Genomic DNA, 11,825 nt, shown 5'->3' with positions numbered 1-11,825 from the left:
GTGTCAGTCGACACCAATGTGTATGACATTCCATCGCGAGCAGGCTCGCTCCTACAGGGATCTGCGTGAACTCAGATCCCGGTGCAGGCCCCGACCATTCAGCGTTGTTCGATTGGCACGAACTTGCGCTGCTCGACGCCGATGTACTCGGCGCTCGGGCGGATGATGCGGTTGTTGGCGCGTTGTTCGTACACGTGGGCGGCCCAGCCGGTCAGGCGCGAGCAAACGAAGATCGGCGTGAACAACTTGGTCGGGATGCCCATGAAGTGGTACGCCGAGGCATGGTAGAAGTCGGCGTTCGGGAACAGCTTCTTCTGCTCCCACATGGTGGCGTCGATGGCTTCGGAAACCGGGAACAACACCTTGTCGCCCACTTCGTCGGCGAGTTTTTTCGACCAGCCCTTGATCACTTCGTTACGCGGATCGTTGTCCTTATAGATCGCGTGGCCGAAGCCCATGATCTTGTCCTTGCGCGCCAGCATGCCGAGGGTGCCCTCGACCGCCTCTTCAGGCGACGAGAAACGCTCGATCATTTCCATCGCCGCTTCGTTGGCGCCGCCGTGCAGCGGACCGCGCAGCGAACCGATAGCCGCAGTGATGCAGGAATACAGGTCGGACAGGGTCGATGCGCAAACCCGTGCGGTGAAGGTCGAAGCGTTGAACTCGTGCTCTGCATAGAGGATCAGCGACACGTTCATCACTTTGACATGCAACTCGCTCGGCTTTTTGCCATGCAGCAGGTGCAGGAAATGGCCACCGATGGACGGCTCGTCGGTCACACAGTCGATGCGCTTGCCATCGTGGCTGAAGCGATACCAGTAGGTCATGATCGCCGGGAACGCGGCCAGCAGGCGGTCGGTCTTGTCGTGTTGCTCGGAGAAGTCCAGCTCCGGTTCCAAGTTGCCCAGGAACGAGCAACCGGTGCGCATCACGTCCATCGGGTGGGCGTCGGCGGGGATGCGTTCCAGCACTTCTTTCAGCGCTTGCGGCAGGTCGCGCAGCTTGCTCAGCTTGCTGATGTAGGCCGCCAGTTGTGCCTTGCTCGGCAATTCGCCGTACAGCAGCAGGTAGGCGACTTCTTCGAATTGTGCGTCAGCCGCCAGTTCGCGAACATCGTAGCCGCGATAGGTCAGGCCTGCGCCCGACTGGCCCACGGTGGACAGTGCGGTTTGCCCGGCAACCTGGCCACGGAGTCCGGCGCCACTGAGTACTTTTGCTTCGGCCATTACTGTCTCCAGTCTTCTTGAATTTGTTAGGGAAACTTGTAGGAGCGAGCCTGCTCGCGAAGGTGGACGGATCACCTCGGTGCATCAGGGACACCGCGTTATCGTTGGCGTCCATCGCGAGCAGGCTCGCTCCTACAGGGTTTGATTCAGCCTTTCTTTTGCGCAAACAACGCGTCGAGCTTCTGTTCGAAGGTGTGGTAGTCGATGCGATCGTAAAGCTCCATGCGAGTCTGCATGGTGTCGATGACGTTCTGTTGCGTGCCGTCGCGGCGAATCGCGGTGTAGACGTTCTCGGCAGCCTTGTTCATGGCGCGGAAAGCCGACAGCGGGTACAGCACCAGCGATACGTCGGCACCGGCCAGTTGCTCGGTGGTGTACAGCGGTGTCGCGCCGAATTCGGTGATGTTGGCCAGGATCGGCGCTTTCACGCGGCTGGCGAACAGCTTGTACATCTCCAGTTCGGTGATGGCTTCCGGGAACACCATGTCGGCGCCGGCCTCGATGCACGCGGCGGCGCGATCCAGGGCAGATTCCAGACCTTCCACTGCCAGGGCGTCGGTACGGGCCATGATCACGAAGCTGTCATCGGTACGGGCATCGACGGCGGCCTTGATGCGGTCGACCATTTCCTGCTGCGACACGATTTCCTTGTTAGGACGGTGACCGCAACGCTTGGCGCCGACCTGGTCTTCGATGTGAATCGCCGCCGCGCCGAACTTGATCATCGACTTGACGGTACGGGCGACGTTGAACGCCGAGGAGCCGAAACCGGTGTCCACGTCCACCAGCAGCGGCAGGTCGCAGACGTCGGTGATGCGACGCACGTCGGTCAGCACGTCATCAAGGCCGGTGATGCCCAGGTCAGGTACGCCAAGGGAACCGGCAGCCACCCCGCCACCCGACAGGTAGATCGCCTTGAAACCGGCGCGCTTGGCCAGCAGCGCGTGGTTGGCGTTGATCGCGCCGACCACTTGCAATGGATGCTCGCTGGCGACCGCATCGCGGAAACGCTGGCCTGGAGTGCTCTTGTTCAAACTCATGACTCACCTCGTTTGGCTGTCGGGTTGGCGCCGTCCTGATAATGACGGGCGATATTGCGTTTGGAAGCGCCGATGTGGCGGCGCATCAACAACTCGGCCAGTTCACCGTCACGGTCGGCGATGGCATCGAGAATTCGGTGGTGCTCGGCGAAGGCCTGGCGCGGGCGATTGGGCGTAGTGGAAAACTGGATGCGGTACATGCGCACCAATTGATACAGCTCGCCGCAGAGCATTTGCGTCAGGGTACGGTTGCCGCTGCCCTGGATGATTCGGTAATGGAAGTCGAAATCGCCTTCCTGCTGGTAGTAGCCCCGACCCGCCTGAAACGCTTCATCGCGTTCATGGGTTTCGAGAACCTGGCGCAGTTCGTCGATTTCTTCGAGGGTCATACGCTCGGCGGCGAGGCGACAGGCCATGCCTTCGAGGGACTCACGGATTTCGTAAAGCTCCAGCAATTCGGCATGGTTCAGCGACACCACCCGCGCACCGACGTGGGGTACGCGCACCAGCAGGCGCTGGCCTTCGAGGCGGTGGATGGCCTCACGCAGCGGCCCCCGGCTGATGCCATAGGTGCGCGCCAGCTCTGGCTCGGAGATTTTGCTGCCCGGGGCGATCTCACCCTTGACGATGGCCGCCTGAATGCGCCGGAAGACGTTTTCGGAAAGTGTTTCCGAATCATCCTGGGTTACCAGCGGGGGATCGAGTTGATCCAGCATATTGTCGACACCTTGAAAGCTAATGCCGCAAAAACTAGCGAATCAAGGCGTCCTAGTCAAAGGATAATTAGATATTGTCGACAATCGTCTAATAACCGTCTGCACCATCACCACACATGAACTGCTGTTTATAGCCGCCGGTCAGCGCTGGCGCCACAAAACCACCGTGCTAGAATGCCGCCCGCATTTGTTTGCCGCATCTGCACTGTCTGTCATAAAACCCTGATAGGCATACGAGGGAACTTGTGCAGCGATGCCAGGGCCTTGAATCGAAGTACGGACCGCTGCGCACCAGGATTTATGAGACTCAAGCCCTTCCCCACATTCCTTTATTTTCTTTGCCTGCCCGGCTTCGCGGCGGCAGGGGAAAAGACCGTATACGGCCTCAATGAATACGCGTCCCTGGGCGGTATCGACCTCGAAGTGGCCGCCAAGCTTGATACCGGAGCGAAAACCGCTTCCCTGAGCGCCCGCGACATCAAGCGCTTCAAACGCAACGGCGAATCGTGGGTGCGTTTCTATCTGGCCATCGACGCCGCCCATTCGCACCCGATCGAACGACCGCTGGCCCGGGTCAGCAAGATCAAGCGTCGGGCCGGCGACTACGACCCGGAAGAAGGCAAGAAGTACACGGCCCGCCCGGTGATCGAGCTGGATATCTGCATGGGCTCGGCCCTGCGCAGCATCGAAGTGAACCTGACCGACCGCAGCGCTTTCCAATACCCGCTCCTGATTGGCTCCGAAGCGCTCAAACGCTTCGACGCGCTGGTCGACCCCAGCCTTAAATATGCTGCCGGCAAACCCGCCTGCACCACCGACGCTCATACCGCAGAGTAATTTAAATGCGCTCTCTTACCCTCCATCTGAAACTGCTGATCGCCATCCTGGTGATCCTGGGCATTTCAGTCACGGCCTATCAGATCTTCGTGCTCGGGATCCCGGTCACCGAAGACGCCACCGACGACTTGTGGAACATCGACGCCAAGGTCGAGTTCGTCGCCAGTGCCAAGGACCCGGTCAAGATCCAGATGTTCGTGCCGCCACTGAGCCGCGACTTCGTCAGCCTCAACGAGAGCTTCATCTCCAATAACTATGGTGTCGCCGTGAACCGGGTCGACGGCAATCGCAAGGTCACCTGGTCGGCACGCCGGGCCAAGGGCAACCAGACGCTGTATTACCGCCTGGTGCTGACCAAGCGTTACTCCGGTGAAAAGTCCAAGGTCAAGGGCCCGACTTTCCGCGACAGCATCGCCGTGGAGGGTCCGGAAAAAATCGCTGCCGAAGCCCTGCTCGCACCGATTCGCCAACACTCGGCCGACGTCGAGACGTTCATCGGCGAAGCCATCAAGCGGGTCAACAACCTCAACGACGACAACGTGAAGCTGCTGCTGGCCGGTGATCCGTCCACCGTGCACAAGGCCCGAATCGTCGAACTGCTGCTGTCCATCGCCCACGTGCCCATCGAGAAAGTCCACACCATTCGCCTGGTGGCCGACCAGCCGCAAACCCCGGAACTCTGGCTGCGCAGCTTCAACGGCACCGACTGGTTGTACTTCAACCCGGAAACCGGTGAACAGGGGCTGCCAACCGACCGCCTGCTGTGGTGGACGGGCGACGAAAACCTGATCACCGTCGATGGCGGCAAAAAGGCCAACGTGACCTTCAGCCTGAACAACAGTGAAATGAACGCCATTCGCCTGGCGAAGCTGACCGACGAAAACACTGACGCCAACTTCCTCGAATACTCGTTGTACGGCCTGCCGCTGCAAACCCAGCAGACCTTCATGATCATGGTGATGATCCCGATCGGCGTGCTGGTGATCCTGATCCTGCGCAACCTGGTCGGCCTGCAGACACTGGGCACCTTTACCCCGGTGTTGATCGCCCTGGCCTTCCGCGAGACCCAGCTCGGTTTCGGCATCGTGCTGTTTACCATCATCACGGCACTGGGGCTGTCGCTGCGTTCCTACCTCGAACACCTGAAGCTGCAGATGCTGCCGAGGCTGTCCGTGGTGCTGACGTTCGTGGTGGTACTGATTGCGGCCATCAGCCTGTTCAGCCACAAGCTTGGCCTGGAGCGCGGGTTGTCCGTGGCGCTGTTCCCGATGGTGATCCTGACCATGACCATTGAACGCCTGTCGATCACCTGGGAAGAACGCGGCGCCAGCCACGCCATGAAAGTGGCGATCGGCACGCTGTTCGCAGCCTCCCTGGCCCACTTGATCATGACCGTGCCGGAGCTGGTGTACTTCGTCTTCACCTTCCCGGCGGTCCTGCTGATCATGGTGGGCTTCATGCTGGCGATGGGTCGTTATCGCGGCTATCGCCTGACCGAACTGGTGCGGTTCAAGGCTTTTCTGAAGAAGGCTGACAGCTGATGTTCGGCTTCTGGAAGACCTGGAAGGCCCTGGAAGCGCGGGGCATCATGGGGATCAACCGACGCAACGCGGACTATGTGCTCAAGTACAACAAGCGCAGCCTGTACCCGATCGTCGACGACAAGATCCTCACCAAGGAGCGAGCCATCGCCGCCGGTATTCATGTGCCGGAACTGTATGGCGTGATTTCCACCGAGAAGGAAATCGACAAGCTCGGTGATATCATCGGCGAACGCAGCGACTTCGTGATCAAACCGGCCCAGGGCGCCGGCGGTGACGGCATCATTGTGGTTGCCGACCGCTTCGAGGGCCGCTTTCGCACGGTATCGGGCAAGATCATCAGTCATGAGGAGATCGAGCACCATATCTCCAGCATCCTGACCGGCCTGTACTCCCTCGGCGGGCATCGCGACCGGGCATTGATCGAATACCGGGTGATCCCGGACCAGATCTTCAAGAGCATCAGTTATGAAGGCGTGCCGGACATCCGCATCATCGTGCTGATGGGTTACCCGGTCATGGCCATGCTGCGCCTGCCGACCCGCCAGTCCAGCGGCAAGGCCAACCTGCACCAGGGCGCCATCGGCGTCGGTGTCGACCTGGCCACCGGCCTGACCTTGCGCGGCACCTGGCTGAACAACATCATCAACAAACACCCGGACACCACCAACGCCGTTGACGGCGTGCAACTGCCCTACTGGGACGGCTTCATGAAACTCGCCGCCGGGTGCTACGAGCTGTGTGGCCTGGGCTACATCGGTGTCGACATGGTGCTGGACCAGGAAAAAGGTCCGCTGATTCTCGAACTCAATGCGCGGCCAGGCTTGAACATCCAGATTGCCAACGACTGCGGCCTGACCCTGCGCACCCATGCGGTCGAAGCGCGACTCGAAGACCTGAAGGCTCGCGGCGTGACCGAAACCGCAGAAGAGCGCGTAGCCTTTGTGCAGGAGATGTTCGGGCATATCCCGACCGTCGAGGGCTGAACCCCGCCAATCGCCCTCAGCCCGCCAATCCCCGACTTCCCCTCTAGGAGCAATTCGCCGAGGGGACTACAATCGCCACCCCGCCTCAACGGCCGATCGCCCTCACTCATGTTGACCTGTTCCGTACACCCGCTTCCCTATCGCGCCAACCCCGCCGATTATTTCGCGGCCATCCGCCATGCCCCCGGTGCCGTGCTGCTCGACAGCGGCCGGCCAAGTGCCGAACGCGGGCGCTATGACCTGCTCAGCGCCTGGCCGCTGGAACAACTGACGGTATTGCCTGACGAAAGCGGCGCAGATTTCCTGCAACGCCTGCGGGAAAACCTGACGCGGCTCGGCGAAGCGTCCCTGCCTTCGGCCTGTGAACTGCCGTTCGCCGGCGGCTTGATCGGCTACTTGAGCTACGACTTCGGCCGCCATCTGGAACACCTGCCTTGCCAGGCCCTGGACGACCTGCAACTGCCGGATGCGCGCTTCGGTGTGTACGACTGGGCGTTGATCAGCGATCACCAACGGATGACCAGCCAACTGGTGTTTCATCCTGCGCTGGCTGACGGCGAGCGCGAGCGTTTGATACAGCTGTTCGAGCAGCCTGCGATTGAACCGGTCGAGGCTTTCAAACTGCAAGGGCCGATGAGTGCCGACCTGAGCGCCGATCAATATCGCCACGCCATTGAGCGGATTCAGCAATACATCCAGGCAGGTGACTGCTATCAGGTCAACTTCGCCCAGCGCTTCCGCGCCCCTTGCCAGGGCGATCCATGGGCCGCGTACTGCGCGTTGCGGGCGGCGTGCCCGACACCGTTTTCCGGTTTCCAGAGCTTGCCCGACGGTGCCGCCGTGCTGAGCCTGTCGCCGGAACGCTTCGTCAAAATCAGTGAGCGACGGGTTGAAACCCGGCCAATCAAAGGCACTCGCCCTCGCGGCATCACGCCCGCCGAAGATGCGGCGAATGCCGCCGAACTACTGGCCAGCGCCAAGGATCGCGCGGAAAACCTGATGATCGTCGACCTGCTGCGCAACGATCTCGGCCGCACCTGCCGGACCGGTTCGGTCTCGGTGCCGGAATTGTTCAGCCTTGAAAGCTACCCGAACGTCCATCATCTGGTGAGCAGTGTCACCGGCATGTTGGCGGAGGATCGTGATGCACTGGATTTGATCGCCGGCAGTTTCCCCGGCGGCTCGATTACCGGGGCACCGAAAATTCGCGCGATGCAGATCATCGACGAGCTCGAACCGACCCGGCGCGGACTGTATTGCGGCTCGCTGCTGTATCTGGACGTGCGCGGCGAGATGGACAGCTCCATCGCCATTCGCAGCTTGCTGATGAAAGATGGGCAGGTGTGTTGCTGGGGCGGCGGCGGGATTGTCGCCGATTCCGAGTGGCAAGCCGAATATCAGGAATCGATCACCAAGGTGAAGGTGTTGCTCGATACCCTGCAAAGCCTCTGATTAACACCGTTCCCTGTGGGAGCGAGCCTGCTGAGACCCGGCTCGCTTTCAGACTAAACGCGTAATCGTTGACGTCCATCGCGAGCAGGCTCGCTCCTGCAGGGGGCGTGTTACAGGCTCAGGGCGCGGTTGGAAGCCTTGATGAATTCCTGTTTCAGGTCTTCAAAGGTGTGTACCGCCGGGAACTGCGGGAACTCGCGGATCACGTTGTCCGGTGCATGGAACAGAATGCCAGCATCGGCCTCGCCCAGCATCGTGGTGTCGTTGTAGGAATCACCGGCGGCAATGACCCGGTAGTACAGGCTCTTGAAGGACAACACCGACTGGCGCTTCGGATCTTTCTGACGCAACTGATAGCTGGTCACCCGGCCGGCATCATCGGTGATCAAACGATGGCACAGCAAAGTCGGGAAGCCCAGTTGACGCATCAACGGCTGGGAAAATTCGTAGAAGGTGTCCGACAGAATCACCACCTGGAAGCGCTCGCGCAGCCAGTTGACGAACTCGATGGCGCCGTCCAGCGGCTTGAGCGTGGCGATCACTTCCTGGATATCCGCAAGCTTCAGGCCGTGTTCGTCGAGAATCCGCAGGCGCTGCTTCATCAACACGTCGTAGTCGGGAATGTCCCGGGTGGTGGCCCTGAGGGATTCGATCCCGGTTTTTTCGGCGAAGGCGATCCAGATTTCCGGGACCAGCACACCTTCAAGGTCCAGACAGGCAATTTCCACAAGACACTCCCATTTGTATTGTTTATTGAGTCGAGCGAGCCCGAACTCTAGCGATTACTCCCCCACCGCGCAACGCAGAGGACACCCCGACCGGCGCAGCTTTTTGTTACCATCGGCCCATATAGAGCGCCCAGCGCCAATGACCAGTAGGAAGCCGCCCTGATGAGCCCAACGTTCGACGTCGTGGAACTCGCCACGACCTATGCCAGTAAATCCGCCCAGGACATCCTGAAACTCGCCTTCGCCGAGTTTGGCGATGACCTGTGGATATCTTTCAGCGGTGCCGAGGATGTGGTGCTGGTGGACATGGCCTGGAAGCTGAACAAGAACGTCAAGGTGTTCAGCCTCGACACCGGTCGCTTGCACCCCGAGACCTACCGCTTCATCGATCAAGTGCGCGAGCACTACAAGATCGACATCGAACTGGTGTCGCCGGACTACACCAAACTTGAACCGTTCGTGAAGGAAAAGGGCCTGTTCAGTTTCTACAAGGACGGCCATGGCGAATGCTGCGGCATCCGCAAGATCGAGCCGCTGCGCCGCAAGCTGTCAGGCGTGAAAGCCTGGGCCACCGGCCAACGCCGCGATCAGAGCCCCGGCACTCGCAGCGCAGTCGCCGTGATGGAAATCGACGGCGCGTTTTCCACCCCGGAACGCACCCTGTACAAATTCAACCCGCTGGCACAAATGACCAGCGAAGAGATCTGGGGTTACATCCGCATGTTGGAACTGCCGTATAACAGCCTGCATGAGCGCGGGTTCATCAGCATCGGCTGCGAACCCTGCACCCGCCCGGTGCTGCCGAACCAGCACGAGCGCGAAGGCCGCTGGTGGTGGGAAGAGGCCACGCAGAAGGAATGCGGGCTGCACGCGGGCAATATCATCAGCAAGTCCAAAGCGTAAACCCATCGTAGGAGCGAGCCTGCTCGCGATGGTCGTTAACGATTACGCTGGGAACCTGACACCCCGCGGCGTTCTCGGGTTCATCGCGAGCAGGCTCGCTCCTACAGGGGGCGTGACCAACCAAAAATGTGTACACATAAATGTCACCATCAGTGCCATTTATGTGTGCACTTTTAGTTTCCGCGCCCGAAAAAGTTACATCCTGCCTTTCCGACCTCCTGCGTCGACCTTTCCCACAAAGCCTGTCGAAAAATAAATACCTGTTCGAACGGTCAATTTATATCGCCATATTTTCAGTCACTTAGCGCCATCTCATAACAAAACGAAATGAGCAGCCGAATTTATAGATTCCTGGCTGGCATAGATCTGGCAAAGGTGCATACATGTTTTGTATACAATCAATTCAGAACATACACACACCAGATCCGCAAGCCTGAAGCGCCCTATCCCGTACAGGCTGCAGATGCCCCGTAACCAATGGTATTCGCCCCCGCGACGAAGATTTGTCGAGCCCTTGCGCTCATGCACAGTCATCGCGGCGTCGAGCATCAGGAACCTGCCGTGGAACCTCTACAACAGCCCGCTGGTGATCGTGTACTTCCTGTCGGGCCTCGGTGCCCTGCTCGGGCCGTTGTATGGCGTGATCATGGTCGACTACTGGCTGGTGCGAAAAGGTCAGGTCAACGTGCCGCAGTTGTACAGCGAAGACCCGACTGGCGCCTATTACTACAGCCGCGGGGTCAACTTGCGCGCCGTGGCGGCGTTCATTCCCGGCGCCGGGATTGCCGGAATGCTCTACCTGATCATCGCCAAACGCCAACCGCACTACGCCGATGTCAGCGGCGAAGCGATCGCGGTCGACAACGTCAGTCATTAATCACTTGGCGGCCCGGCGAGTCCGGGCCGCAGAACCAACGCGCTATAAGGACTTCCCATGCGAATACTCGTGGTCAACGTCAACACCACCGAATCCATCACCCAGGCCATCGCCCGCTCGGCCCAGGCTGTTGCAGCCCCCGGCACGGAAATCGTCGGCCTGACCCCGCACTTCGGTGCCGACTCCATCGAAGGCAACTTCGAAAGTTATCTGGCGGCCATTGCCGTGATGGATCGGGTGATGTCTTACGACCAACCCTTCGACGCCGTGATTCAGGCCGGCTACGGCGAGCACGGCCGCGAAGGCCTGCAGGAACTGCTTAACGTGCCGGTGGTGGACATCACCGATGCGGCGGCGAGCACCGCGATGTTCCTCGGCCATGCCTATTCGGTGGTCACCACCCTAGACCGCACGGTGCCGCTGATCGAGGATCGCCTCAAACTGTCCGGGCTCTGGGATCGTTGCGCGTCGGTGCGGGCCAGTGGTCTGGCGGTACTGGAACTGGAGCACGAACCGCAACGCGCACTGGAGGCTATCGTGCATCAGGCCGAACTGGCGGTGACCCAGGACAAGGCCGAAGTGATTTGCCTGGGCTGTGGCGGCATGGCCGGGCTGGGTGAACAGATTCGCCAACGCACTGGAGTGCCGGTGGTGGACGGCGTGACGGCGGCGGTGACCATTGCCGAATCCCTGGTGCGCCTGGGGTTGTCGACGTCGAAGGTACGGACTTATGCAACGCCACGGCCGAAAAAAATCATTGGCTGGCCGGGGCGGTTTGGCAGGTAGACCGCGTTATCGTTAATCATCGGAACACCGCCTGAGGCAACCCTCGCTCCCATAGTCAGGTGTCGTGTGCATCATTGTGGAACGACACAAAAACTGTGGGAGCCGGAAACACTGCTGAAGGTTTCCATAGCGACCACTATCAACTTTTGGTTTACACAGGGTTACCTGCTCAATGAAGGTAACCATGCGCCTGGGTCAGGGAGGATAAATGCTCAATGGCATCGAAAAATAAAAGGCCTTGGGGTCTGTTTGCGGCAATGGGAAGTACGCGGCAAAGCTTCAAGCAGCACTTCGCCGGGAGTTGTTGCTCACCTCGAACAGCCCCACCAGTTGTTGCAACTTGTTGGCGTCAAGCCTTACCGTTTCCGCATTGGTCTGCAGCACGATCACCGTCTGGCGCATCTCTGCGGATGACTGATCGACCTGTTTGATTGTTTTTCCATAATCAAGGCTGCGCTCATTAAGCTGCTGAATGATGCTGAACATGCTTTCCACTGCCTGATGCAGTTGCATATTTTCCGAGGATGCCTCTTCGGCCAGGCGCAAGCTGTTGTCAACATCCTTGACTCCGTTCTCCATAAAACCCACGGCTTTTTGCGTTTCATTTTGCAGGCCTTCGACCATCTGCCGGATGTCGTCAGCGGCGCGGGATGTTCGTGTGGCCAAGGTTCTAGCTTGCTATCCATCGCTGACGCTCAAGAGCTCATGAATCAATGCTGGATTACGCGAAATC

General features: G+C 59.7%; 11 protein-coding genes and 1 pseudogene. 7 read left to right on the top strand and 5 right to left on the bottom strand.

The genetic code is table 11. The annotated features are described in order from the left end of the window. Positions 1-98: 98 nt before the first annotated feature. The 3 genes from prpC to ACX3YD_RS08140 all read right to left on the bottom strand — a co-directional run bounded on the left by prpC (position 99) and on the right by ACX3YD_RS08140 (position 2,979). Positions 99-1,226 (bottom strand): bifunctional 2-methylcitrate synthase/citrate synthase, encoded by a 1,128-nt coding sequence (prpC, locus tag ACX3YD_RS08150; RefSeq protein WP_458959627.1) that lies wholly within the window; start codon positions 1,224-1,226, stop codon positions 99-101. Positions 1,227-1,372: 146 nt separating this feature from the next. Further along, entirely contained in the window at positions 1,373-2,266 is an 894-nt protein-coding gene (gene prpB, locus ACX3YD_RS08145) for a methylisocitrate lyase (RefSeq protein WP_047531524.1), read from the bottom strand. Beyond that, positions 2,263-2,979, bottom strand: coding sequence for a GntR family transcriptional regulator (locus tag ACX3YD_RS08140; protein ID WP_177329355.1), 717 nt, complete (start codon positions 2,977-2,979; stop codon positions 2,263-2,265). The genes prpB and ACX3YD_RS08140 overlap by 4 nt, the downstream gene beginning before the upstream one ends. A 303-nt stretch (positions 2,980-3,282) precedes the next feature. Between ACX3YD_RS08140 and rloA the strand changes: the two genes are divergently transcribed. From rloA to pabB, 4 genes are all read left to right on the top strand, one after another. Further along, a complete protein-coding gene (gene rloA, locus ACX3YD_RS08135; protein ID WP_047531528.1) occupies positions 3,283-3,819 on the top strand; it encodes a retropepsin-like aspartic peptidase RloA in 537 nt (178 codons plus the stop codon). Positions 3,820-3,824: 5 nt separating this feature from the next. Beyond that, a complete protein-coding gene (rloB, locus tag ACX3YD_RS08130; RefSeq protein ID WP_103402611.1) occupies positions 3,825-5,360 on the top strand; it encodes an osmotic stress tolerance membrane protein RloB in 1,536 nt (511 codons plus the stop codon). Next, a complete protein-coding gene (locus ACX3YD_RS08125; protein ID WP_458959626.1) occupies positions 5,360-6,346 on the top strand; it encodes an alpha-L-glutamate ligase-like protein in 987 nt (328 codons plus the stop codon). Before rloB ends, ACX3YD_RS08125 begins: the two co-directional genes overlap by 1 nt. A gap of 108 nt (positions 6,347-6,454) precedes the next feature. Next, the gene (pabB, locus tag ACX3YD_RS08120) at positions 6,455-7,798 is read left to right on the top strand and encodes an aminodeoxychorismate synthase component I (RefSeq protein WP_458959625.1); all 1,344 of its coding nucleotides are present in this window, start codon (positions 6,455-6,457) and stop codon (positions 7,796-7,798) included. 110 nt (positions 7,799-7,908) lie between these two features. Here the strand turns inward: pabB and thrH are convergent, their stop codons facing one another. Further along, complete coding sequence (gene thrH / locus ACX3YD_RS08115) at positions 7,909-8,526, bottom strand: bifunctional phosphoserine phosphatase/homoserine phosphotransferase ThrH (RefSeq protein ID WP_103402609.1); 618 nt, start codon at positions 8,524-8,526, stop codon at positions 7,909-7,911. Between the two features lie 162 nt (positions 8,527-8,688). On the opposite strand from thrH, the gene ACX3YD_RS08110 reads away from it, so the two are divergent. The 3 genes from ACX3YD_RS08110 (at position 8,689) to ACX3YD_RS08100 (ending at position 11,092) form a co-directional block, all read left to right on the top strand. Further along, entirely contained in the window at positions 8,689-9,429 is a 741-nt protein-coding gene (locus tag ACX3YD_RS08110) for a phosphoadenylyl-sulfate reductase (protein WP_103402608.1), read from the top strand. A gap of 388 nt (positions 9,430-9,817) precedes the next feature. After that, positions 9,818-10,306 (top strand): cytosine permease, encoded by a 489-nt coding sequence (locus tag ACX3YD_RS08105; protein WP_458959624.1) that lies wholly within the window; start codon positions 9,818-9,820, stop codon positions 10,304-10,306. Between the two features lie 57 nt (positions 10,307-10,363). Continuing rightward, positions 10,364-11,092 carry an aspartate/glutamate racemase family protein gene (locus ACX3YD_RS08100; protein ID WP_458959623.1) on the top strand — a complete coding sequence of 243 codons (729 nt, stop codon included), beginning with the start codon at positions 10,364-10,366 and terminating at the stop codon, positions 11,090-11,092. A 279-nt stretch (positions 11,093-11,371) separates the two neighbouring features. Here ACX3YD_RS08100 and ACX3YD_RS08095 read toward each other — a convergent pair. Continuing rightward, positions 11,372-11,770, bottom strand: a pseudogene (locus tag ACX3YD_RS08095) (methyl-accepting chemotaxis protein); the annotation flags it as partial. Between the last annotated feature and the right edge of the window lie 55 nt (positions 11,771-11,825).

This window comes from Pseudomonas fluorescens group sp. PF-1 (assembly GCF_054481335.1).
Note: the sequence above shows the minus strand (reverse complement) of the source record. Positions and strands in the feature narration are given on the sequence as shown.

What these genes read in the sequence shown, in the direction of transcription:
- ACX3YD_RS08110 (WP_103402608.1), top strand. Translation starts at nt 8,689, where the DNA reads ATGAGCCCAACGTTCGACGTCGTGGAACTCGCCACGACCTATGCCAGT.
- prpB (WP_047531524.1), bottom strand. Translation starts at nt 2,266, where the DNA reads ATGAGTTTGAACAAGAGCACTCCAGGCCAGCGTTTCCGCGATGCGGTC.
- rloA (WP_047531528.1), top strand. Translation starts at nt 3,283, where the DNA reads ATGAGACTCAAGCCCTTCCCCACATTCCTTTATTTTCTTTGCCTGCCC.
- rloB (WP_103402611.1), top strand. Translation starts at nt 3,825, where the DNA reads ATGCGCTCTCTTACCCTCCATCTGAAACTGCTGATCGCCATCCTGGTG.
- prpC (WP_458959627.1), bottom strand. Translation starts at nt 1,226, where the DNA reads ATGGCCGAAGCAAAAGTACTCAGTGGCGCCGGACTCCGTGGCCAGGTT.
- ACX3YD_RS08100 (WP_458959623.1), top strand. Translation starts at nt 10,364, where the DNA reads ATGCGAATACTCGTGGTCAACGTCAACACCACCGAATCCATCACCCAG.
- ACX3YD_RS08125 (WP_458959626.1), top strand. Translation starts at nt 5,360, where the DNA reads ATGTTCGGCTTCTGGAAGACCTGGAAGGCCCTGGAAGCGCGGGGCATC.
- pabB (WP_458959625.1), top strand. Translation starts at nt 6,455, where the DNA reads ATGTTGACCTGTTCCGTACACCCGCTTCCCTATCGCGCCAACCCCGCC.